Origin of the sequence: Hymenobacter koreensis, from assembly GCF_039541855.1 — a bacterium.
GTDB classification, from domain to species: Bacteria; Bacteroidota; Bacteroidia; order Cytophagales; family Hymenobacteraceae; genus Solirubrum; species Solirubrum koreensis.
Map to the genome: position 1 here is coordinate 560,748 of NZ_BAABHA010000015.1, position 22,978 is coordinate 583,725.

At 61.4% G+C, this 22,978-nt stretch carries 23 protein-coding genes; 12 read left to right on the forward strand and 11 right to left on the reverse strand.

Features of this window, described 5'->3' with window-relative positions; all coding sequences use genetic code 11:
• The first annotated feature begins 179 nt into the window (after positions 1-179).
• From ABD903_RS21500 to ABD903_RS21525, 6 genes are read left to right on the forward strand one after another with little or no spacing between them, the layout of a single operon-like run.
• On the forward strand, positions 180-1,001 hold the full coding sequence (locus ABD903_RS21500; RefSeq protein ID WP_345227658.1) for a hypothetical protein: 822 nt from the start codon (positions 180-182) through the stop codon (positions 999-1,001).
• Positions 998-3,394, forward strand: coding sequence for a LamG domain-containing protein (locus ABD903_RS21505; protein ID WP_345227660.1), 2,397 nt, complete (start codon positions 998-1,000; stop codon positions 3,392-3,394). Before ABD903_RS21500 ends, ABD903_RS21505 begins: the two co-directional genes overlap by 4 nt.
• Positions 3,391-3,696, forward strand: coding sequence for a T9SS type A sorting domain-containing protein (locus ABD903_RS21510; protein WP_345227662.1), 306 nt, complete (start codon positions 3,391-3,393; stop codon positions 3,694-3,696). Before ABD903_RS21505 ends, ABD903_RS21510 begins: the two co-directional genes overlap by 4 nt.
• A 16-nt stretch (positions 3,697-3,712) precedes the next feature.
• On the forward strand, positions 3,713-4,387 hold the full coding sequence (locus ABD903_RS21515) for a hypothetical protein (RefSeq protein WP_345227664.1): 675 nt from the start codon (positions 3,713-3,715) through the stop codon (positions 4,385-4,387).
• Positions 4,388-4,401: 14 nt separating this feature from the next.
• A complete protein-coding gene (locus tag ABD903_RS21520; RefSeq protein WP_345227666.1) occupies positions 4,402-5,064 on the forward strand; it encodes a hypothetical protein in 663 nt (220 codons plus the stop codon).
• Complete coding sequence (locus tag ABD903_RS21525) at positions 5,061-5,774, forward strand: hypothetical protein (RefSeq protein ID WP_345227668.1); 714 nt, start codon at positions 5,061-5,063, stop codon at positions 5,772-5,774. Before ABD903_RS21520 ends, ABD903_RS21525 begins: the two co-directional genes overlap by 4 nt.
• A gap of 188 nt (positions 5,775-5,962) precedes the next feature.
• Here the strand turns inward: ABD903_RS21525 and ABD903_RS21530 are convergent, their stop codons facing one another.
• The 4 genes from ABD903_RS21530 to ABD903_RS21545 form a co-directional block, all read right to left on the reverse strand.
• Entirely contained in the window at positions 5,963-6,805 is an 843-nt protein-coding gene (locus ABD903_RS21530; protein WP_345227670.1) for a DUF1206 domain-containing protein, read from the reverse strand.
• 52 nt (positions 6,806-6,857) lie between these two features.
• Positions 6,858-7,433, reverse strand: a complete 576-nt coding sequence (locus ABD903_RS21535; RefSeq protein ID WP_345227672.1) for a hypothetical protein — start codon at positions 7,431-7,433, stop codon at positions 6,858-6,860.
• 269 nt (positions 7,434-7,702) lie between these two features.
• Positions 7,703-8,374 (reverse strand): hypothetical protein, encoded by a 672-nt coding sequence (locus tag ABD903_RS21540; protein WP_345227674.1) that lies wholly within the window; start codon positions 8,372-8,374, stop codon positions 7,703-7,705.
• Positions 8,375-8,410: 36 nt separating this feature from the next.
• Complete coding sequence (locus ABD903_RS21545; RefSeq protein ID WP_345227676.1) at positions 8,411-9,172, reverse strand: hypothetical protein; 762 nt, start codon at positions 9,170-9,172, stop codon at positions 8,411-8,413.
• Positions 9,173-9,381: 209 nt separating this feature from the next.
• Between ABD903_RS21545 and ABD903_RS21550 the strand changes: the two genes are divergently transcribed.
• The gene (locus ABD903_RS21550; RefSeq protein WP_345227677.1) at positions 9,382-10,926 is read left to right on the forward strand and encodes a tetratricopeptide repeat protein; all 1,545 of its coding nucleotides are present in this window, start codon (positions 9,382-9,384) and stop codon (positions 10,924-10,926) included.
• 64 nt (positions 10,927-10,990) lie between these two features.
• Here the strand turns inward: ABD903_RS21550 and ABD903_RS21555 are convergent, their stop codons facing one another.
• Positions 10,991-11,269 (reverse strand): hypothetical protein, encoded by a 279-nt coding sequence (locus tag ABD903_RS21555; protein ID WP_345227679.1) that lies wholly within the window; start codon positions 11,267-11,269, stop codon positions 10,991-10,993.
• 234 nt (positions 11,270-11,503) lie between these two features.
• On the opposite strand from ABD903_RS21555, the gene ABD903_RS21560 reads away from it, so the two are divergent.
• Both ABD903_RS21560 and ABD903_RS21565 read left to right on the forward strand, forming a co-directional pair.
• Positions 11,504-11,905 (forward strand): hypothetical protein, encoded by a 402-nt coding sequence (locus tag ABD903_RS21560; RefSeq protein WP_345227681.1) that lies wholly within the window; start codon positions 11,504-11,506, stop codon positions 11,903-11,905.
• 75 nt (positions 11,906-11,980) lie between these two features.
• Positions 11,981-12,991, forward strand: a complete 1,011-nt coding sequence (locus ABD903_RS21565; RefSeq protein ID WP_345227683.1) for a hypothetical protein — start codon at positions 11,981-11,983, stop codon at positions 12,989-12,991.
• On the opposite strand, the gene ABD903_RS21570 is transcribed toward ABD903_RS21565, so the two are convergent.
• Positions 12,988-13,512 (reverse strand): RlpA-like double-psi beta-barrel domain-containing protein, encoded by a 525-nt coding sequence (locus ABD903_RS21570; protein ID WP_345227685.1) that lies wholly within the window; start codon positions 13,510-13,512, stop codon positions 12,988-12,990. The two genes, ABD903_RS21565 and ABD903_RS21570, sit on opposite strands and share 4 nt — an antisense overlap.
• A gap of 822 nt (positions 13,513-14,334) precedes the next feature.
• Between ABD903_RS21570 and ABD903_RS21575 the strand changes: the two genes are divergently transcribed.
• Positions 14,335-17,187, forward strand: coding sequence for a 2-oxoglutarate dehydrogenase E1 component (locus ABD903_RS21575; RefSeq protein WP_345227687.1), 2,853 nt, complete (start codon positions 14,335-14,337; stop codon positions 17,185-17,187).
• A gap of 94 nt (positions 17,188-17,281) precedes the next feature.
• Positions 17,282-18,976: a 2-oxoglutarate dehydrogenase complex dihydrolipoyllysine-residue succinyltransferase gene (odhB, locus tag ABD903_RS21580; RefSeq protein ID WP_345227689.1), complete on the forward strand. Its 1,695-nt coding sequence runs from the start codon at positions 17,282-17,284 to the stop codon at positions 18,974-18,976.
• Between the two features lie 80 nt (positions 18,977-19,056).
• On the opposite strand, the gene ABD903_RS21585 is transcribed toward odhB, so the two are convergent.
• Positions 19,057-19,449 carry a group III truncated hemoglobin gene (locus tag ABD903_RS21585; protein ID WP_345227690.1) on the reverse strand — a complete coding sequence of 131 codons (393 nt, stop codon included), beginning with the start codon at positions 19,447-19,449 and terminating at the stop codon, positions 19,057-19,059.
• 321 nt (positions 19,450-19,770) lie between these two features.
• On the opposite strand from ABD903_RS21585, the gene ABD903_RS21590 reads away from it, so the two are divergent.
• On the forward strand, positions 19,771-20,268 hold the full coding sequence (locus ABD903_RS21590; RefSeq protein WP_345227692.1) for a hypothetical protein: 498 nt from the start codon (positions 19,771-19,773) through the stop codon (positions 20,266-20,268).
• Positions 20,269-20,325: 57 nt separating this feature from the next.
• Here ABD903_RS21590 and ABD903_RS21595 read toward each other — a convergent pair whose 3' ends face one another.
• From ABD903_RS21595 to ABD903_RS21610, 4 genes are all read right to left on the reverse strand, one after another.
• Complete coding sequence (locus tag ABD903_RS21595) at positions 20,326-20,559, reverse strand: hypothetical protein (protein ID WP_345227694.1); 234 nt, start codon at positions 20,557-20,559, stop codon at positions 20,326-20,328.
• Positions 20,560-20,724: 165 nt separating this feature from the next.
• Positions 20,725-21,549 carry an ABC transporter permease gene (locus tag ABD903_RS21600; protein ID WP_345227696.1) on the reverse strand — a complete coding sequence of 275 codons (825 nt, stop codon included), beginning with the start codon at positions 21,547-21,549 and terminating at the stop codon, positions 20,725-20,727.
• Positions 21,546-22,472 carry an ABC transporter ATP-binding protein gene (locus tag ABD903_RS21605; protein ID WP_345227698.1) on the reverse strand — a complete coding sequence of 309 codons (927 nt, stop codon included), beginning with the start codon at positions 22,470-22,472 and terminating at the stop codon, positions 21,546-21,548. Before ABD903_RS21605 ends, ABD903_RS21600 begins: the two co-directional genes overlap by 4 nt.
• Positions 22,473-22,678: 206 nt before the next feature.
• Positions 22,679-22,978, reverse strand: a complete 300-nt coding sequence (locus ABD903_RS21610) for a hypothetical protein (RefSeq protein WP_345227700.1) — start codon at positions 22,976-22,978, stop codon at positions 22,679-22,681.

The window sequence follows — 22,978 nt, forward strand, 5'->3', positions numbered from 1 at the left end:
CTGCAGTCTCACACTCGATTTTTTTTTATCGAGTGTGAGACTGCAGCCGGGGTCCACTGGCAGGGGGCGCGTTGTACCGATAGAAAGTCTGGTAGAGGATATTATTTTTTAGTGTGTTAATGCATACCTCACGGGGAATAAATACATTAGAAAAATTTCATCTTTTACCATTCTATATTATGAAACACTTGTACTGGTTGGTTATGTGCTGTTGGTTGGTGAGTGGGGGAGTAAAGGCGCAGGGTACGGCGGTGGCCCTGAGCGTGGTGAGCCGGGAAACGGCGGGCCGCACGGGGGAGTTGGTGGTGGAGGCGCTGCTGCTCGTCGGCAGCAATGGGGTAGCCGATTACCGCTTGCAGCTGGAGCCTTCACCGGGCTTGCACCTGCTAAACCATTGGGAGGGACGGAGCTACGCCGAAATGGATCAGCAGGTGCAAGCCGGCGATACAATCCGGTTGGCGTTTGCCGTTGCCTACAACCCTGCCAACGTGCCGCATTACCTGGAGCGCCTGCAGCTGCGCGCCGTGCGGCCCGATGGCACGGTAGCAACGCGGGGCACGGCTTTCGTGTACTTCACGCCCTACAACACGGTGGAAGTATGGAGCAGCCACGGGCTCGACCAACTCAACCGCGTGTGGGACGCCCCGGACTATACCTGGACGCCGCCGCCGCCGGAGGAAATCAAGCCGGGTAACGTGCCGGTGTGCAACCTGACCGAGGCCGAGCTGGCGGATGAAAACGTGCCCAAGAAAATGAAGTCGGTGCCGGGGCTGGCCTACGCCGTGCCCGTGCGCGACGACGGCACCGACGACGACAGCAACGAAAGCGACGCGGCCCGCGCCCGAACCTGGAACGGCACCATCAGCGGCCGGGTAGACGTGCCGGCCATCAACCTGAACGCCGTGACCGGCATTCGGGTGGAAGTGTGGGACAAAGACGACGGCCTGGACGATTTCCTGGGCAGCGGCTCAACGACAACGGCGATTTTAGCATCCCGGTGAACACGCGCCAAAGCTGGGACGGCGACAACCTGGAGCTGTACCTGAAAATAATAGCCTCCACGGCGGGCGGCACCATCCGGGTGATTAAGCGCATTGGCATTACGCGCGACGGCACCATAGCCCGAAGCAACCCGCGGGGCTGGCACCACAGCACCGGCGGCGTGAACTTTGGCAACGTGAGCCCCAGCTTTGCCGACGTGAAGCCCCACCTGCTGCACTTTGCCTACCAGGCGCGGGAGTTTGCGCGCTGGGAGCTGGGCAATAACTTCCCGCTGCCCACGGCCTCCAGCCAGCCGTTGGTGATTATGCTAACCCCGCCCTCGCCCTTTGGCAGCCCGCCCTTCGAGGGCAACCCGGAATCTGCCTTTTTTGCGCCGGGCGGCTACCGCAACCCCTTGGCCAACGTGCTCATGCCCATTCTTGGCATTGCCAGCACCGCTTATATGCTTACGTTTCTGTCCAACGAGGATTGCCTCTACATTGGCGAAGACAACGAAACCGAAGAAACAGTGTACCACGAGTTTGGGCACTACCTGATGTGGCACCTGCAGCGCCGCTCGTGGAGCCACCCCATCGAAGCCGGCTTTGTGAGCCACTCCTCCCGCCGCAACGACAGCAACCCCCGCTTGGCCTGGACGGAAGGCTGGGCCACCGGCTTTGCCATGATTATGGACGCCTACACCGTGCGGTATGATGGGGAAAGAGAGGTTGATGATAACAATGACCAATTTGAAGAAAGACTCTTCGCTCCTATCCAACGGTTGCTCCCCGAGTTGAGGCGGCAAAACGTGCGACGAAACGGTATTATAAATCTTGAAAACACGCTCACGCACGGTTTCCTTTCCGAATTTAATATAGCCGCCGCCCTGTACGATCTATGGGACGGGCAGGCTAACCTGGCTTTGCAGCCCGGCGCCCCGCCCGCGGCCGGGCCGAACCCCGCCAAGGATTTCGAGGACCGGCTGGCTCCCGGCAACCCCAACTCGCCGGTGCGGGACCGGGTGAGCCTGAGCTTCGACCAGCTATGCGCGCCCGTTCGCACCCATTTCGGGAACGGCATCTGGGGAATTGGGCTGTTTAGCCCGCAGGTTACCCAGCACGCCATGCAATACCACCGCTTTCTGCTGGAGCTTACCGCCGACTGCGACCAGCGGCGCCTCATCACGGAGGTGTTTACGCTCAACCGGGTATCCAATTTTGAGACGGTGCTGAACCCCGTGCCGCCGGCCCCCACGCAAACCCTCAGCTCCGACTCCGTTATCGTGCGGACGACCGTAGACGAGCCGCTGTTCAAAGCTGAAAACGGGGCGTTCGAGCCCGACGGCCGGGTGCAGTTTTCGGCCTGGACCGACCCCGGCGAGCTAACCGGCGCCGGCACCCGCTTCAACCTGGCGGCGCCCGCGGCCAACGGCGCGGGCTGGCTCAGCGACGACCTGCGCCTGCGCGACGGGGCCACCCTTGCCATTGGGCAAGCCGGCGCCATTGGGTTCAGCAACCGCGCTACGGGGCAAGCCCCCACCAACACGGGATTTGAGGCAACGCTGTGCGGCGGCCTGCGCCTGACCGTGCAGCAGGGCGGCCGCCTGGAGGTGGGCAGCGCCGCCACCGCCAACACCGCCACCGCCCGCCTAACCAACGGGGGGCTGCTGGAAATGCAAAGCGGGTGCCGCACGCTGGTGGCGGCCGGCGCGCAGTTGGTTATTGGGAGCGGGGCCACGCTGCTGGTGCGCAACGGCGCCACCCTGGAGGTAAACGGCCGCCTGCGCGTAGACCCCGGCGGCTTTATTTGCGTGGAGCCGGGAGCCAACCTGGTGTTTGCGGCCACGGCGGAGCTGTCGGTAGACGCGGGGGCAACCCTGGGCGTCCCGGCCGCGCTGGCTGGGGTGGTGGGCGTGCCCAACTGCGCGTCGCCCATTCTGGCTTGCGCCCAGCTAACGGGCGGCAACCCCAACGTGGGCAGCGCCGCTGCCCAGAACGAAGCCCTGGCCTTCGACGGAGAAGACGACCAGGTGGTGGCTCCGGTCAACGGTAGCCCGGCCTTCGGCCTGGCTACCGAGTTTACGGTGGAGGCCCTCATTCGCTCGACCCGCGCCTTTGTTGACGGGGCCCCGCAGACCATTCTGGCCAACCGGCAGGGCAGCCAGGGCCTGCTGTTTACCCTCTTCGGCAACGGCGACCTGCTGCTGCAGCTCAGCGGCATGAACTACGGCTACCAGCAGGCCGGCACCAACATTCCGCTCGACGGCCGCTGCCACCACGTGGCTGTAACCCGCGACGCCGCCGGACTGGTGCGCTTTTACGTAGACGGCGTGGCGGCGGCTTACACCACCGTCACCCAACGGGCGGCGGGCTCGGCGGGGCCGCTGTACGTAGGCGCCGCGCCCGGCATGTGACTGCGCCTGGCTCCGTGGGTGCCGGGCGTGAGCAACGGCTCCGGGCCACGGCTTGGACCATTGCGCCTAACCCGGCTACACGAGCCGCGACCTTGCACTACGAGCTAGCAGCGGCCGGGCCGGTACGGGTGCGCGTGTTGGACCTAGCCGGGCTGGAAAAGGCTCAGCTGCCGGAGCAGCGACCCGTAGCGGCGGGGCCGCAGGCGTTGGCCCTACCCGTGGCCGCGCTGCCGCCAGGCACGTATCTGGTAGAAGTGATTGTGGGTGATACCCGGCGCGTGCTGCGCCTGGCCGTACAGTAATTTAACGCTATTAACCATGAAACAAGCCTACTGGCTGGTACTGCTGCCGCTGCTGGCGGTGCAGTGCCACAAAGACGAGCCCGCGCCGCCGACGACCTTCGCCTCGCCCGAACTGCGGGCGCTGGCCCGCTTCCGGCCCGGCACCTACTGGGTGTACCGCGACTCGGCCACGGCTGTCTTGGACAGCGTCTGGGTCACTAAGTTGGACAGCACCCTTACGGAAATAAATAAAGTAGATAGGTACCGCACCGAGCTGATAACGACCACTGTCCTTTCGTCGCAAGCAGCAACGGCTTTTTCCTACCTGATTACCAACAGTTGCGGGGGCGATACTGGCAACCATCCGTTGTGCGGGGCGGTCGTCCGCAGCCGGGTGGGCAGCGACCCGTTCGGCGACGCGCCGCGCCGCGCCGACGTGCTGCTGCACCCGCTGCCGGCGGGCCAGCCCGTGACGCAGGGCCTGTCGGGCTCGATCCTGTACCTGTACCGCTACCCGGCGCCGCTCACGCTGGGCGGGCGCGCGTACGCCGATGTCATCCGGGCCACGAACCTGTACGACGAGTCGGAGGGGCGGGCCACGGTGACCTACTACTGGGCGCCGGGCTTCGGGCTGGTGCGCCAGCGGCTGCGGCGCATCCCCGGCGGGCCCCACCAAACCTGGACGCTCGTGCGCCAGCGCATCGTGCAGTGAGGCGCCTGCTGTGTATGCTCCTCTTGCCGCTGCTGGCCGTGCAGTGCCGCCAGGACGAGCCGGACCCGCCGACGACCTTCGCCTCGGCCGAGCTGCGGGCCCTGGCGCGCTTCCGGCCCGGCACGTACTGGGTGTACCGCGACTCGGCCACGGCCGCCCTCGACAGCGTCTGGGTCACCCAGCTCGATAGCCTCATCACCGAGAGCAAAGAGCAAGGGCAGGTGCTTTATCGAACCGAGCTGATAACGACCACGGTTGTTTCGTCGCGAGCGGCAGCGACTTTCTCGTACCTGATTACCAATAGCTGCGGGGGCGACACGGACGACCACCCGTTGTGCGGGGCAGTCATTCGCCGGCGGTTGGGCAACGACCCGTTCGGGGACGCGCCGGGGCGGGCCGAGGTGCTGCTGCACCCGCTGCCAGTGGGCCAGCCCGTGACGCAGGGCCTGTCGGGCTCGATCCTGTACCTGTACCGCTACCCGGCGCCGCTCACGCTGGGCGGGCGCGCGTACGCCGATGTCATCCGGGCCACGAACCTGTACGACGAGTCGGAGGGGCGGGCCACGGTGACCTACTACTGGGCGCCGGGCTTCGGACTGGTACGCCAGCGGCTGCGGCGCATCCCCGGCGGCCCCTACCAAACCTGGACGCTCGTGCACCAGCGCATCGTGCAATGAGGGCGCCCGCGCAACGCCTGCTGCTGCCGGCCCTGCTGCTGCCCCTGATAGCGGTGCAGTGCGGGCGGGAGAACCCCGAGCCGGCGCTGGTGCCGCTGCCGGCGGGCCTGAAGGCCTACGCCCACTTTCTGCCCGGCACGCACTGGGTGTACCGCGACTCGGCCAGCGGCCGGCTCGACAGCGTGTGGGTGGTCAGCGCCCGCACTTATATAGATGAGGACAAAGAGCGCAACCGCTGGATCAGCAAAACCGAGCAGCTGGTGGTGCGCACGGCCTCCAGCCGCGAAAGCGCCCAGCGCGTGTACCGCTCCGGCAACGGCTGCCCGACCAATCCGGATTCCAGTTCGTTTAACCGGACTCTTAACGATGTGCGTCCTTGCTGGTGGGTGGAGCGGGGCGTGGTGGTGAGCGGGGACCAGGACGGGGCGTCTTCCTTGCTGCTGCCCTACGTGCTGCGCGTGGAGCAGCGGGAGCTGGTCGGCGGCGACTTCGCCGTCATCAGCGCCTACCGGCACCGGGCGCCGCAGCGGCTGCTGGGCGGGCGCGTGTTCAGCCAGGTGGTGGAGCTGAGCACGGCGGTGGACTTGTCGGAAAGTGGCAACCCGGCGCGCTACTGGTGGGCCAAGGGGCTGGGCATCGTGCAGTGGCGCGTGCACCGGCCCGGCGGCACGCAAACCCGCACGCTGGTGCGGGAACGGATTGTGCAGTAGGGACACAGCGTCCTTTTAACACCGAAACGGCCCCGAATCAATGTTGATTCGGGGCCGTTTCGGCATGGTGGCCGGGCGGGTTCAAGTACCCAGGCACCATCAAACCGGCAATGATTGATGGGTAACTCACGGTTTTCCGAATAAAAGCGAACAGCTGACCGCTTAAAGCCAATGGCTCAGTGCTGCGCTTACACGCCTTTCAGAATGGGGTACTTGGCGCGCACAATCATGTACAGGCCGTAGGCCATGAAGCCCAACGCCACGGCCACCAGCAAGCCAGAGCCCATGGCGCCCAGCATATCGAAAGCGCCTTCGGTGTCCTGGGCTTCACGCGGGTTGGCGTGCATGGCCGCTTGCAGCATGAAGTAGCCCAAAATGCCCCACACAATGCCCCGGGCCGTGTACCCTACCTGGCCCATGCGGTACACCACCTGCTGCTGATCGGCGGGAATTTGGCTGCTGTTTACGTGCTTGGCAAAGCTGCCCGAATAAGCGCGGTAAATCTGGTAGACGCCCGCACCCACAATGCCCAGCGCCAAAGCTCCCACCAGCCACTGGCCGTAAGGCTGCTCCAGTATGGTGGCCACCATAGACTGACGGCTGCTACCGCCGCCGCTGCCGTCCGGGTTGCTGTTCTCGAAAGCTGCCTTGCCGGCATAGTAAGCAAGAACCGCGTATACAACACCGCTGAACGCAAAGCTCAGCCGCTGGGCAATGCCTTTGGCATCGTGGCCTTTGTCCTCGGTGTCGCGGATGGCTTGCACGAAACGCCACACCACGTAGCCGGCCAAACCAAACGCCACCAGGCCCAGCAGCCAACGGCCCAGCGGCATATCCTGAATGGTTTGGAATACCTGCTGCTTGTCGGCGGTTTGTCCACCGCTTATGCCCGTGGCCGCCATAACCGCCAGCGCCCCAAGCAAGAGGTATACAATGCCTTTGGCCGCGAAGCCGAAGCGGGCCAGCGTGCGTATGCCTGCCGAGGGCGAGCCGGGCAAATGAGAAGTTATAGGGGAGGAAAGCGTAGCCATGACAAATTCGAATCAGAGGAGTTTGTGCATACGCATTCCAGGGCAGCCGGGGTTATGTGGGGCGCGAAGTATGGCGGCCAAACACGCCGCCGGGCCGAAAGGGAAGGGCGCCGGCGGCCAGCAACGCCTGGTTTTCGGGTAGGTCGAGGGTGTACACCGGTTTGGAGTGGGCCGCGGGCGAGGCCAGCAGCTTTTCAATGTTGCCACCGGGCGCCATGTACGGCACGAAAAACTGCGAGGCCATGTCGACAATCAGCAGGTTGCGGCTATCGGCGGTTTCTTGCGTAATGGAGCGCACCTCGGGCGCAAAACTGGAAACGAACAGCAAGCGGCCCGCCAGAATCTCGGGCCCGTATTCAAGGCGCAGGTTGGGCTGAATGCCCCGGCCCAGCGCGTACACAATGGGCTGCTGAGGGCCCCGTAGGAGGTAGCGAAATACCGTTTGCTCGAGCCGTGAATGGAACCCCGACAGCACGCAGTTGCTTCGGTAGCGCTGTTCCATGGCCCACATAAACGTCAGCTGTTCAATGCCGGGAGGGTAGTCGCGGGAGCAGAACAGGGCAGTTTGGGGCAACTGCAGCAGAGCGGTGTTGCCCTGCGTGTACAGGTTATCCGGGGCGGTGCTCATGGCGGCAACAAGGAGCGTCGGAGGTCGAGAGAAAGGCCGTAACCCAGCCAGATATCAGCCGGTACGAAGCACGTAACAAAAAACGCCCCGCACAAGGGGTGCGGGGCGGTATACGGATAAGCCCGGATTAGCAACGATAAATGGCGGGAAGAAACCAGCTGAGCAAGTCAGCGGCCACGTATTCAGGATGGTTTGTTTCGGTTTATGTAAGCGGTAGATGACAATAAAACCACGCTAAATCATTCGAACACGGTTGCCAGGTGACAGGGTTAGTAGCTTCCGAGGAACGTTGCTACAACAACAATAATGACAGCGACCTGAATGCCTGCGGCCACGCCCAGCCCTTCGGCGGCTTTGCCAAGCTTGCGGGCCTGGGCCTGCTTGCGGTAGCCCTTGTAGTAGTCGGCATCGTTGAGCAGCTCCGGCTGGGGGGCCTTCAGGTTTTGCCGGCGGGGTGGCGTGGTGCCCACGGCAACCCCCGTTACCACGCCGCCCAAAACGCCTATCGGATAAAACGAGGAGCCAAACGTTCCCCAAAACACCCCTTTGGCCGGTTTGTAGTGCTTGCGGGCATCGGCACGGCCCTGCTGGTAACGCTGGTCGGCACTCATGCCCACGAGCGGCGACGTTGAGGCAGTGGGTTGCTCTTCAGGCTGTAAAACTTCCTTGGTGCCGTTGGCAAAACGCACGAGAAATACCTCCTGCCGGGCCAGGGAGAGGGTGTCGGGGGCAGCGGGCTGGTTGCCAGCAGCGGGTACCGGCAGGTAACGCACGGCCGCCGGCGAAATAAGCAGCACCCGCGCCGGAATTTCGGTGCCGTTGGTGAGCAGAATAATATCGGAGGGTGCCGGCAAAGCCGCTGCACCGCCTGTGGGTTGTTGCGCCTGGCCGCGCAGCGAGAGCAGCACCAGCAGTAAACCAAGTAGTAAACGAGTGTTCATGACAGTAGAAACAGAAGCCAACAGTAAACCAGTGCCTTAGGGCCGGCGCGTGGTGAAGCCCATCAGTAAACTTATGCGCGCACCGCCGTTGCCCGGAACCACGCCCAGCGTTACGGGGAAATTAATGCCGCCTTTGCTACGGAAGGTGGTGCCTGCCGCCAGCACGATGCCGGCACTAAAAGGCGTCAGGTTCGGACCTACGCCTACCTCGAAGCCTTTGGGGCCCCGAATGCCAAGAATGGCGTTAAGGCTAGGCAGAATCTTGCCCTGCTCCAGGCCGGCAATCAGGGGTACGAACTCGAACAGGCCCGAGGTGCCGTTGGGCAAACGAAACAAGCGAGTTTCGAACTGCCAGCCGAACTGCGTCAGAAAGGGGTTGAGATTCATATCGTAGCGACGCTCGAGCTTATCGACAATGCCGCCCGTGAGTACCGTGAAGCCCAGGCGGGGCCCTCCAAGCTTCACGCCGTCCCAGGCGCCGGGCTCGTCGCCGGGCACCACGGGGCCGGGTGGGGGAGGTGCCGTTGGGGTGGCGGCAGCGCCGGGCGTTGCAGGGGTGCCCGCAGGCGTCATGACGTCCTTGGTGCCGTTAGCGTACTTAATCATGAACACCTCCGTGCGCGGCAGAATGAACAGCGGGCCCTCGGGGTTGTCGGTGCGCTTGTAGCGAATTTCGGTGGGGGTGACTTCCAGCACCTTCACCTGCACTTCGTCGCCGTTGCGCTTGGTGAGTAAGTCTTGGGCCTGCGCTACCTGCGTCAGGAAAAGCAAGCCGAGAAAAAGTAAAAGGGGTTTCATGGGGGAGGATAAAGTGTAAGCGAAAGGTACAGGCTTTTGTAGCCTTTCGGTACAACCAATTAACGGCAATTCATGACTTTTTATAAGCAGGTTGTTTGTAATTAATGCACTGAAAAACAATATATTGTATTTGATTAAAAGGATTTTATAATGTCGGCGGTTTTGTTCTTGAAATGCGTACCATTGTAGCTGTTAGCAGTACCGGCCCTATGGATGACCTTCGCACCACCCTCAGCACCTTCTCCCCCGACGACCGAAAGGAGTTTCTGCGTTTCCTGCAGCGGCAGCGCCGCAAGGAGAAAGGCCGCAAAGATGCCCAGCTTTGCGAGCTGCTCTGGCATAAGCGCGAACTAACCACCGACGACTTCCTGAGCCGCTTATACCCCGACGAGCCCAACCCCGTGGCATATTATGCCCTGCGTAAGCGGCTGCTGCGCCAGGTAACCGATTACCTGCTGCTCAAGCAGCGCGACCAAGACCCCACCGCCGCTGCCACCGTGCGCGGCCAGTTAAGCCTGGCCCAGCACCTGTTCGAGGCCGGGGTACCCCGGCTGGCCTGGACCACGTTGCGCAAAGCCGAGAAACTAGCCAGCCAGAACGAACAGTACGAGCTGCTGAACACAGTTTACAACTTGCAAATCGAGCACGCCAACAGCGAGCATGCCGACCCCATCGACGACATTATTCGGCGGCGTAACCGCAACAAGCCAGCCGCCGAGGAGGAAGAGCGCGCCGCCATTGCCTACAGCCTGATGCGCCAGCGCCTGAAGCAGGCCCGCACGCAGGGCCGCTCGGCTACATCCTTCGACCAGATTATGCAGGACGTGCTGCGCGAGTACGACCTGCAGGAAGCTTTCGGGCGGCGCCCCTCGCTGCTGTACCGGCTCTTGTCCATTGCGCGCTCGGCTATGCTCGTGCGCCGCGACTTTGCCTCGTTCGAGCCCTTCGTGCGCCGCTGTTACCACCTGATGGAAAAGCGGCACGGCTTTGCGCCCGCGCAGCGTAGCTACCAGCTGGGCCTGCTGTACATGCTGGCGCACGCGCTGTACCGCAACCGCCACTTCACCGAGTCGGTGCAGTACCTGGAGCAGCTGCGCCAGTTGCTCGACAGCGGCCCGCGCAGCTACCGCACGGAGTTTTACCCCCGCTACATTTTTCTGCTGGCCGCCAACTACTCCTTTCTGCGCCGCAACGCCGACAGCATTGCGCTGCTCGAAGAGTTACCGCGCACCCAGCCGCTAAATCCCCGCGACCAGCTCACGGCGCAGCTGGCCCTGGGCTTCCACTACTTTGCCGAGGGCCGCTACCAGCGCACCAACCATGCCCTGCAAACCATTGGCCGCTCCGACCATTGGTGCGAAGAGAAAATGGGCGTGGAATGGCTGCTCAACAAGAACATGGGCGAAATGCTAACCCAGCTCGAAATGGGCAACGCCGACGTGGCCGGGCACCGGCTGCGCGCCATTGAACGCTTCGTGCGCGACCGGTTCGGCCCCGATGGCGGCAGCTACCGCTACGTGTTAACCTACCTGGCCCTGGTGCGCGACCTTTTGGAAGACCCCGAAGCCGTGCAGCGCCCAGAGTTTGCACAGCGCGTGGCCCAAATGCCCCGGTTTCTTCCCCTCGAGCGCGAAGACCTGCAGGCCCTTAGCTTCTATGCGTGGCTGAAAGCACGAGCCTTGGGGCGACCCTATTATGAAATTTTGCTTGAGCTGGCCGAGACGCCGCCGATGTTGGCAAAAAACACCGTTTAAGGGAAAAAGCAAAGGCCCGCCGCTCGGTTAGAGCGGCGGGCCTTTGTGCTTAAAACCGGGAAGACTACTGCTTCTGGGTCTGGTCAACTACACCGTTAGCGGGCTGGTCACGAACTACGGCCGTGTCGCCGGCTTCGGGAGTGGTAGCGGCGTTAACGTCGGCAGCAGCGTTGTCGGTAGCGTTTTCTACAGCGTCGCCAGCAGCTTCGGTGTTGGCAGCAGCATCGTTGGCAGCGCTTTCGGCAGTGGCTTCAGCGTTTTCAGCGGTTTTTTCGCTGCACGACGTGGTAGCGAATACACCGAAAGCAGCAACGAACAGGAGGGTTTTCAGGGAGAATTTCATGGCTCAACTAGTAAATGATGGATGGTTGTGTGGGCCTTTATACTGGCACTGGGCTGAGGTAACCCAACGGCGCGGTTTTTTTGCCCGGTCAGCAGGGGTCAATAGGCAAGTTACCGGCTTGGCAGCACTGCCGCTGCCTGCAATGGCGCCGCGGCTGAGCCAACTTTTTAGCAGCGCCCTGAGTATATGCACCCAGTCGCCGCGCTTGTTTTCTGACATTTTTTTCTCTCCGATATGGATTCGCTTACGCCCACTCCCACGCACCAACCCGATTTTCAGGCGCCGCTTGAAGTGACTGATGGTCAGCACTCGGCATTGATAGACGATACGCTGGCGCTGCTCAGCGACGGAGTGCCGAGTAAAGAAAACGAGTACGGCCTGCGCGAAATCGACCGGTGGACCGAAGTGCTCCGCGCTACCGACAAACCGGGGCTGGCCAAGATCATTCAAGCCCTTACCACCCTGCGCGAGCAGCTCACCGATGCTTCGGGGGAGTCGCACGATATTGCCGAGTCGCTGGCTACGCTGGGCGCCGAAACCAGCAAAGTGGCCGATGAAGCGGCCGGTGGTTATGGCCCGCCGCTGGCCCAGCTCGGCAAGCTGCTCATCAAGCTGGGCTCCACCCTCTCGCGCTAATTTCTTTGCGTTCTATTTACGCCGCCTGCTGCGCCGGTTACCGCCGGACGCAGCAGGCGGCGTATTTTTGCGGCTATGTCAGCTGCTCTGCCCCGCTTCGCCCTCTACGACCCCTTCGCCCGCATGCAATTCGGCGCGCCGAATTGCTTCCTCTGCGGCACCGAACTCGATTTAGCCATCGACACCATTCCCGTGTTTGCCGATTGGCTCATGGACCGCTACGGATTGCACGAGCACCCCATTCACCTGCTCGACCAAAGCTCGAGTACCCTTGGTGAGATGCGCATTCCGTGCTGCCCTACCTGCCGCACCCAGCACGTGGGGCCGCTGGAGGCGCGCGTGGAAGCCGCCACCGCCACCAGCCCCGAAGGCTTGCGCGAGCTGGACGCCCAAACGCAGTTTTTATGGTTGGGGAAGATGTTTTACGGCATTTTCGTAAACGAGCTGGAACGCGAAAAAGCGCCGCTTATTAAGCCGCGCTATCCTCTGTCCGAAAACCGGGCGCTGTTCACGCGCTTCCGCAGCTTCTTCCAGGTGCTGCAGGCTTTGCGCGTACCCATGCGCTACGATGACTTCACGCCCGGTTCAGTGTTCGTGCTCAACGTAGCTACCGGCCCCGACGACCCGGCCTTCGCGTACGACGACGACCTGGCCACCATGGTGTTCAGCATCCGTCTCGGCAACGTAGCCTTGATCAGTTGCCTGCTCGATAACGCTATTCTGCTGGATGTAATGCGGCGCGTATACGACGACGCGCGCCCCCGGCCGCTGCACCCGGTGCAGCTGGCCGAATTCAAGGCGCGCGTCTATTACGGAGCGTATCTGCTGAGTGCGGTACCGGAATATTTCCCGCGTCCGCTAAAGCCCGGCGACGAGGAACTGGTGATGGACACCTTCCTCGACGATATTACCGGTGTGGTATTTAACCCGTGGAGCAACATGGCCTACGGGCAGGCATTAGAGGACCTGTGGCGGCCCTGGAATATCGGGCTGGCCGATATCATGCGTAATCCGGCCCAGCCGCTGAGCTATCTGTACGATGCTGAGGGGGAGCCACTGGTGGTGGAAAATTTTCCCGGCGTTTAGCCCGCCGACCAGACCGGCTCGGGAGCGGTTCTTTTGGGAACTGGCGTGAGGCGAACGTTGCGCCACATATCGGCCAGGTGAGCTTCGTTTTTGCCTACCAGCACATCGAAACAGTGCTTGTGGCGGCGGTTCATGGTGTCGTGGATGACGTAAACGCCGTCCAGTTTGGGAGAAATGCCCGTTACCTGCACCGAGTCGCCGTAATCGAACGGGCCGCCCCAGCGCTTGAGCAGGTCGCGCGAAATGGCTGCCCAGCGGCGCTTTCGAGTTTGGTTGGGCAGAATGCGGGAGTTGTCAGCGGTGATGAAGGGTTCGTCATCGGTTTGCCGCGGGTCGGCCATGTACACGGTGGCCGTAACTCGGTAAGTGGGAAGCTTTTGCGGTGGCCGCTGGTAGGCTACCGTGGCTGGCGTAGGAGCCACCTTCACAATGCGCGGCGTCAGCGCCGTAGGTGAAGGTTGTGGGAGAGCAGTAGTGGGGTCGGGAAGGAAAAGATACAGGAGAAAAAGTGCGATGGACATACCGTTTGAGTTCGTGGCTCCTGCTTACGCCCGAGGAGAATGAGGCCCCACCGTCGCGCGGTGGGCAGAAAGGCTTCAACCCTATTAAGCCCCAGAAGGTTACCCTTTGGGTTAACAAGGAAGGTTAAACTTACGAGAAAAATTAAATAAGCAATAATTGTTATCGGATAAATGTTATTTATGGCGGCTTTTCAGCCGCATTGAGCATTGTTGTTTTTGTTGGGTCAGGTACGCATATCAGCTGCGCCAGTTGCAAATGGAGCAATTGGGTGAAGTCGGTGTTCGTTCACACTCATTTGGGGATGAAGATGTTAAATGCGACCGGCGTTAGTAGCTGCTAGTTGTAATTTATCTGCCGGGAAACTCTGGCTGCCGGTACAGAGGCCCCTGCTGCATCGGCTACTGGTCCTCGGCAACCTCAGCATATCGTATCCAGCAACAGACCGGCGCTTGCCACGCTTGGAAAAACAATTAGCTGAGCGAATTTTAGTTGGTTGGTCTGCTTTGACTAAGGCGCCTTTGCAAATAGTTTATACTCTTGCAGACCCCCGGTGATACTGCTTACAGGACCAGCCCCGAAACCCAAGTGCGGCGAGGGTTGTACATTGGCTCAGCTGCTAGCGTTGCCTCTGCGTATAGCTGAAGGCTTCTTTTTGGCCCTGGAATAACCGAGCTCTGCGGTTATACTCATCATTGCCGCACTCACTTATAGGGGTATTATTGTTTATTAGATTGATAATTAAGCGAATTTGCATAACCGAATACGCATTTGTGTAATTAAGTCAACCCTTTACTTTTGTCTTTCCAACATAGCCGTTCTCCATGGACGCATACTCTTATATCGCCAATGCCCACGGCGACTACATTGACCAACTGTACCAAGCCTACAAAGCCGACCCTGAGTCGGTAGACTTTGGCTGGCGCAAGTTTTTTGAAGGCTTCGACTTTTCGCAGGCCTATCCAGAAGATGGCGACGGTACGCAACAGGTAGGCTCCGGCGTACTTTCTACGGCCGCATCCACCATTGGCAGCACGGACATCAGCTCCGCGGCGTCCGTGTCGTCGGATAAAGAAACGGCGGTGCGCAACCTCATTCACGCGTATCGGAGCCGCGGCCACTTGCGGGCCCGCACCAACCCGGTGCGCGAACGGAAGGACCGCCATGCCCGCCTCGATCTGGCCGATTTTGGCCTCAGCGAAGCCGATTTGGATACCTCGTTCCGCAACGGTGAGCTTTTGGGTTTGGGCTCCGAAGCCAAGTTGCGTGACATTGTAGACGCGCTACAGAAGATTTACACCCGCACCATCGGTTTCGAGTACATGTACATCCGCGACCCGCGGGTACTGGACTGGTTCCGTGAAAAGGTGGAGAAAGATTCGCTGAGCTTCAACCCCGGCATCGAATACAAAAAGCGCATCCTCAGCAAGCTGAACGAGGCGGTGGTGTTCGAGAACTTCTTGCACACGAAGTTTCTGGGCCAGAAGCGCTTCTCGCTGGAAGGCGGCGAAACCACCATTCCGGCTCTGGATGCCATCATTCAGAAAGGTGCCGAGCTGGGCGTGGAGGAAGTAATCATCGGCATGGCTCACCGCGGCCGTCTGAACGTGCTGGCCAACATCATGGGCAAGACGTACGAGCAAATCTTCTCGGAATTCGAGGGAACCGCCGTGCCGGACCTGACCATGGGCGACGGCGACGTGAAGTACCACATGGGCTATAGCTCGGAGGTAGACGCCGCCGGCGGCAAAAAGGTAAACCTGAAACTAGCGCCTAACCCCTCGCACTTAGAGGCGGTTAACCCGGTGGTGGAAGGTTTCGTGCGCGCCAAGCTCGACCACCAGTACGGCGGCGACTTCAAGCGCACCATGCCCATTCTCATCCACGGCGACGCCGCCGTAGCCGGCCAGGGCATTGGCTACGAGGTAACGCAGATGTCGCAGCTGGAAGGCTATAAAACCGGCGGCACGGTACATTTCGTTATCAACAACCAGGTAGGTTTCACCACCGATTTCGAGGACGCCCGCTCGTCGATTTACTCGACGGATCTGGCCAAGATCATCGACGCGCCGGTGTTGCACGTAAACGGCGACGACCCCGAGGCCGTGGTGTTTGCCGTGCAGCTGGCCACCGAGTACCGCCAGCAGTTTCAGGCCGATGTATTCGTGGACATGGTGTGCTACCGCCGCCACGGCCACAACGAGTCCGACGAGCCGAAATTCACGCAGCCTTCGCTCTATAACATCATTTCCAAGCACCAGAACCCACGCGAGGTGTACAACGCCACGCTGGTGCAGCGCGGGGAAGTAGATGCCAAGCTGGCCGAGCAAATGGACCGCGAATTCCGCGACCTGCTGCAAGCGCGCCTGGACATGGTGAAGCAAAAGCCGCTGCCCTACAACTACCAGTCCCTAGAAAACGAGTGGCGCAGCCTGCGCCGCGCCACGCCCGAGGATTTCGATCAGTCGCCCGCTACCGGCATCAGCCAGGAAACGGTGGAGCGCGTAGCCAAGGCCCTGACCACGCTACCCGAAGGTTTCCGTCCGCTCAAGCAGATTGAAAACCTGCTGAAGGAGCGCAACAAGATGTTCTACGAAACCAAGGTGCTGAACTGGGCGGCAGGCGAGCTGCTGGCCTACGGCTCCTTGATGACGGAAAACCACATCGTGCGCCTCAGCGGCCAGGACGTACAGCGCGGCACGTTCTCGCACCGCCACGCCGTGTTGCACGATGCCGTTACGTCGGCCCCGTACAACTCACTCGACCACATCGAAGGCACGAAAGAGAAGCTGCACATCTACAACTCATTGCTGAGCGAGTACGCGGTGCTGGGCTTTGAATTTGGTTACGCCATGGCTAACCCCACCGCATTGGTGGTGTGGGAAGCCCAGTTCGGCGACTTCGCCAACGGCGCCCAAACGATGATCGACCAGTTCATCGTGTCGTCGGAAAGCAAGTGGCAGCGCATGAACGGCGTAGTAATGCTGCTGCCCCACGGCTACGAAGGCCAGGGCCCGGAACACTCCAACGCCCGCCCCGAACGCTTCCTGCAGCTGGCGGCCGAAAACAACATTGTGGTGGCCAACATCACCACGCCGGCGAACTTCTTCCACTTGCTGCGTCGTCAGCTTACGTGGTCGTTCCGCAAGCCCTGCGTGGTTATGTCGCCGAAATCGTTGCTGCGTCACCCGCTGTGTGCTTCGCCGCTGGACGAGTTCACCTCGGGCACGTTCCGCGAGGTGCTGGGCGATACGTACGCCGAAGCCAAGAAGGTGAAGCGCGTGCTGCTGTGCTCGGGCAAGATTTACTACGACCTGCTGGAAGAGCAAACCAAGAGCGAGCGGAAAGACGTGGCCATTGTGCGCTTAGAACAGCTGCATCCGTTCCCCAAAAAGCAGCTCGACGCGGAGCTCAAGAAGTACCCGAAAGCCGAGCTGATTTGGGTGCAGGAAGAGCCGGAAAACATGGGTTACTGGAACTACATGCTGCGCTTTATGCGCCGCGAGCTAGGCGACGTAGTGGCCCGCAAGCCTTCGGCTTCGCCTGCTACCGGCTACAACAAAGTGCACGTGAAAGAGCAGAAGCAAATTGTGGCCCGGGCTTTCGGCATCGCGCAAAGCGAAGTGGAAGACCAGAACATTAAAGCCACGGTAGAAGTCGCCAAAAAGCAAGACTAGCGCCAAGTAGACCGTCGGCGCGTGGCCGGCGGCATCTGCTTTTTGCTTTGCATCTTTCCCCTTCATCTCGAACTCTCCTCCAATCAGCTACTCCATGGCTCTGGAAATCAAAATACCCGCCGTTGGCGAATCCATTACCGAAGTCACCATCGCCAAGTGGCTCAAGAAAGACGGCGACGCCGTGAAGCGCGACGAAATTCTGGCTGAGCTGGAATCGGACAAAGCCACGTTTGAGCTGCCTGCCGAAACCGACGGCATCCTGAAAATCCGCGTGGCCGAAGGCGAAACCATCGGCATCGGTACCGCCATTGCTGAAATCAGCGGCGATGGTGCCGCCACTGCTGCGCCGGCCCAACCGGCTGCTGCTCCCGCTGCCCAGGCAGCACCAGCCGCGTCTTCTGCCGACCCCATTACCAAAGGCGAAGAAAACCCGCAGGCCAGCAACCAGTCGGGTTACGGTGGGTCGCAGGCTGGTTCGGCCAACACGCCCACGCCGGCCGCGGCACCCGCCGCTCCGGCTGCTGGTGGCGGCAGTGGCGCCACGGTGGAAATGAAGATTCCGACCGTGGGCGAATCCATTACGGAAGTAACCGTGGCCAAGTGGCTGAAGCCTGACGGCGCCACGGTGCAGCGCGACGAAATCATTGCCGAGCTGGAATCCGACAAGGCTACGTTTGAGCTGCCGGCTGAAGGCAGCGGCGTTCTGCGTCACGGGGCTAAGGAAGGCGAAACCATTGGCATTGGTGCCGTGGTTGCTCGCATTGAGGGTGGTTCGGGTGCTTCGGCGGGTGCTGCTGCTCCGGCCGCCGCTCCACAGGCCGCTGCTCCGGCTCCGGCTGCGCAGGCTTCGGCTGCCGGTAGCGCTACGTACGCGTCAGGTGTTCCTTCGCCGGCCGCTGGTAAAATCCTCGACGAGAAAGGCATTAACGCCGCGGGTGTACAAGGCACCGGCCGCGATGGTCGCATTACGAAGGAGGACGCACTGAAGGCTCAGCCACAGGCAGCTGCTTCGGCTCCGCAAGCAGCTGCCCCGGCTGCTTCGGCTGCTCCCGCACCGCAAGCCCAAGCTGCACCGGCCGCAAGCGGTAACCGCAACCAGCGCCGCGAGCGGATGAGCAACCTGCGCAAAACGGTGTCGCGCCGCTTGGTGTCGGTGAAAAACGAAACGGCCATGCTCACCACCTTTAACGAGGTGAACATGCAGCCCATCATGGACCTACGCGCCAAGTTCAAGGACAAGTTCAAAGAGAAAAACGGCGTGAACCTGGGCTTCATGTCCTTCTTCACCAAAGCCGTGTGCGTGGCCCTGAAAGAGTGGCCCTCGGTGAATGCCCAGATCGACGGTACCGACATCGTGTACAACGACTTCTGCGACATCAGCATTGCCGTATCGGCCCCGAAAGGCTTGGTGGTGCCGGTTATCCGCAACGCCGAGGAACTGTCCTTTGATGGCATCGAGAAGGAAGTAGTGCGCCTCGCTACGCTGGCCCGCGACAACAAGCTCACCATCGAGCAGATGACCGGCGGCACGTTCACCATCACGAACGGCGGCATCTTCGGGTCCATGATGAGCACGCCCATCATCAACGCCCCGCAATCGGCCATTTTGGGCATGCACAACATTGTGCAGCGTCCCATTGCCGAAAACGGCCAAGTGGTGATTCGCCCGATGATGTACCTGGCCCTGAGCTACGACCACCGCATTATCGACGGCCGCGAGTCGGTGTCGTTCCTGGTGCGCGTGAAAGAACTGCTCGAAGACCCGACGCGCTTGCTGCTGGGTGTTTAACTCTTACCGGTTAGTGCATAAGAAAAGGCGGCCCGCAAAGGCCGCCTTTTTTATTTTCTCTTGGTAATGCCGACGCCGGTTTAGCTCACCGGTATCCACTGGCGGGAAGACTTCGGGTTGAAAGAAGCGGCAATGCCTGAAGCTTTGGCCTTGGCCTCTTCGGCTTTGGGGCCGGCGAATTTCTCCTCTACCGTGGCGTTAAACAGATTCAGCCACCGCTGGAAATGTTCGCCCTGCAGCGGAAGCGCGACGTGCTTGGTAATAGACTCGCCGGTGAAGCGCATGGTGCCCAACAGCGTACTGCTCCAAAAATCGTACATGGTGAGCAGGTGCGAAGGCCAGTACAGCTGCGCCATGCTGTTGAATGTGGGCCCGAGCTGCTCGTCGTGGTTCACCTTGTCGTAAAAACTATCCACGAGGGTCTTGATGTCGGCTTCGTGGCAGATGTCGGAGAGGGAAGCGGGAGCAGTCATAGCAGGGAAATGAAGGCGTAGAATTCATACGTAGGCTGCCTGTGCAAGTTAGGGCCAGTCTGGCTCTTCCCTGCATCTGCCCGAGCCCTGCGTAGCGCTTCTCCTACCCTCCCAATGGGTAGTTGTTAAAGAGCTAAGCCAGGCGGATTGCTATCCAATATAGGATGTAAACATTATAATATTGCCCTGGCCTGCATAGTTTCAGATTCTGCAGAGGGCTAAAGAGCAAGAGTTTAGTGTGGTTTGTGCGGCCAGGCACCATCTGCAATAACCCGCCGGCTGGTTTATTGCGTTTAACACGGCAACCAAGCCCCTTGCTGTATGTCTAAATCCCGCCCTTCTGTTTTTTGGAAAGCCCTCGGGCTAGGCGTCGTTGCCGGTATGCGCAGCATGACGGCCCCGGCCTTGCTCAGCAGCGCCTTGCGGGCCAAGCCCTCGGGCCGATTGGCTCAGTCCGCTCTTAGCTGGATGCAGTCAAAAACCGCTTCGCGCGGATTGAAGCTGATGGCGGGGGCTGAAATGGTCAGTGACAAGCTCCCCGGCATGCCCGACCGCACCGTGCCGCCCGTGTTGCTGGGACGGATTCTGTCGGGCGCTTTGGTGGGCGCGGTGCTTTATAAAACCGGCCGTGGCAGCCTGTTTACCGGCGCTGCGGTGGGTGGATTGGGGGCGGTAGCGGGTACGTTTGCGGCTTTGCGTCTGCGCAAACTGGCCTCGGAGCGCACCAGTCTGCAGGAGCCCTGGCCGGGTTTTGTGGAAGATGCGCTGACGGTGGCTACGGGCAAGGCCGTGCTCAGTGGGTACAAGCCCAAACGCTAGACGACATAAGCGGCAAACCAACCTGCGTAAACAGCATTTCAGCTTTCTCACCGCGCATTAAGCAGCTACGGCATAGCCGTTAGCCGTACGACGGAGCGGGTGCGGAAAGTAGGTGCAGTAGCGTAGCGGCGAGTCTTTTAGCTCCTCAATCGTATCGGGGCCCGCAAACCACAGCTCCTGGAAGTCAGCCTGCCGGACCATCTGGGCCAGGTATGTGGAGAGTAAGCCAAAAAGAATGTCATGCTCATCTGGCGTCCGCTTGTCGAACCGCAGGTAGGCGAAGTCAAGCATCTGTACCGAACGATTCTGTGAAAGCGAAGCGGTAGAGATGCTTCGACTGCGCTCAGTATGACGTTCTCAAAAGCCTCAAAATCTCATTTCAGTAACTGCCCACACTCCTTAGCCTGGGGTTGAGTTTTCGCCAGGAACAGCACTTTTGAATAGGACCCAGGAACGCTAGGCCAGCCGACGACGCAGCCACAGGGGACCGAACACCAGCATCAGCGCTACCCACACGAGGCTGATCCACTCGTGCGGAGCCAGCGTAGCGGGTACCAGCAGCGCGGGGCCATCGGCGGCAAAAGTTCGCCAGGTAAGCAGCGGCGCGCCGTAGGGCAGCAAGTCGGCATGGGCGATGCGCAGCACCGTAAGGGCCAGCACTGTGCCGGCTAACCCCAATGCAATGGGCACCACGAAGGAGCGCCACGCCAGGCTCGCCACGTATTGCACGGCCAGAATGCCGGCCGTGCCGGCGTAAATTTTTAGCACGGCTGTAGCCACGGCGGCCACGGGAGCGGCGTGAAGCTGGAAGCCCAAATCGGGCTGCAACAGGCCCAGCAACCAGCCGGTGAGCAGCAGTAAAACAGCGTGCAGTACCTGCGCCAGCAAGCTTAGCCCGAGCAGCACCAGCAGCTTGCTGAAGAACAGCACACCGCGTGTTACGGGCAGGGTGTGCAGGTGCTTCCAGGCGCTGGAACGGTGCTCAACCTGCACTACCAAGCTGGTGAGCAGCACCACGAACAGCGGCAGCAACAGCGTAACTTCGGTGCGCCAGGCGTTGTGCAGATAAGGCACCCAGGGGCTTTGGCCCGCTGTCAGCAGCGATGCGCCCCGGAAGTAGAACACCAGAAAAATAACCAGTACCGGCAGCGTAGCCAGGCCCAGGGCCAACCGCAGAGCGGCCGTGCGGCGAAGCTTCAGCGCATCGGCTAGCAGCGCGCCGCGCAGCTGATCGGGCAGCGACGGCGCAGAAAAGCGGGGAACGAACAGCGTGGAGTTCATGAGCGAGTAGCGGTGAGGTGCAGAAACGTTTCTTCCAGACTGGGCTGACGGCAGGCAATCTGGTACAGGGGCTGACCCGCCGCCACCAACTGCTGCACCAGGGCCGCCACGCGCTCGGGCGTGCGAAACGGCAGGTGCAGAGTACCCGGCGCGGTTACGCGGGCTTCGCCTAGCTCGGCGGGCAGCAACTGCCGGCAGGCCGCCGCATCCTGGGTTTCGATGACGATGTGCGCCTGATCGGCCTGGCGCAGTTGCAAATCGGCGAGGCTGCCCTGGAACAACAGCTTGCCTTCCCGAATAACCCCTACGTGCGTGGCCACGCGCTCAATCTCGCTGAGCAGGTGGCTGGAAATGAGGATGGTTTTGCCTTGTTCCCGCTGCAGGCGCAGCAGCAGCTCGCGCATGTCGATAATCCCGTTTGGGTCGAGGCCGTTGGTGGGTTCGTCGAGGATGAGCAGTTCGGGGTCGGGCAGCAGGGCCAGGGCAATGCCGAGGCGCTGGCGCATGCCCAGGGAATATTGGCGGGCGGGGCGGTGCGCATCGGCGGTGAGGCCCACCAGCTCCAGCACGGCCGCGGTGCGGGCGGCCGGCAAGCGGCGCAGGCGGCGCGTCACTTCCAGGTTTTCGCGGCCCGTGAGGTGGTCGTACAGCGAGGGGTTTTCGATGAGGGCGCCCACGCGGCTGAGCACGGCTTCGCGCTGGCGCACCAGGTCCTGGCCAAAGAGGCGGACGGTGCCGGCGGGGGCGGGCAGCAAGCCCAGTAACACGCGCAGGGTAGTGCTTTTGCCGGCGCCGTTCGGGCCCAAAAAGCCGTAAATGCTGGCGGCGGGTACGGCCAAACTAACCTCGTGCAGAATGGGCGTGGCGCCAAACCGGAAGGAAAGCTGCTGGGTTTCGGCGAGCAGGATGGAGGAAGTGGACATGACAAGGCAAGGCCAGGCCACCCGCAGGCGGCGCCAGCGTATCGGTGAAAAGAAAGGGCCGCGGGGCGGCTGCTGCGGTCTGGAACGCGGCGAGCAGGGCTTCGGCCCGGGAATGACGATAGGGGAGGGTTAGACGGTGGCTACCAGGGCGGGAGCGGCCTCAACCGGGGGTGCAGCCACCGAAGTTTCGGGCTGCGAGAAGCTGGCTAGGCGGGCGCGCTTCTTGTGGTAATTCTGATAGAAGGAGGCTGGCCTACTGCGTCGGTGTAGGCTACCGTTTTGGTAGGGAGGTTGTGCTCGTGAATGCACCGCAGGGCGCAGGCGCCTTGGTGCCCGGTGTGCAAAATCAGCAGGTCGGGGCGTTGGTGCAGGAGCTGGGCGTGAATCTCGTGTTCGGCCTGGCCGAGGTCTAGTACGGCGTAGTTCTGCTGCGCGAGGAAGTACGTGGAAGCGTCCCGGAAAAACTGGTCATCGGTGATGACGGCGACAGTGCAGATCTTTTTCAT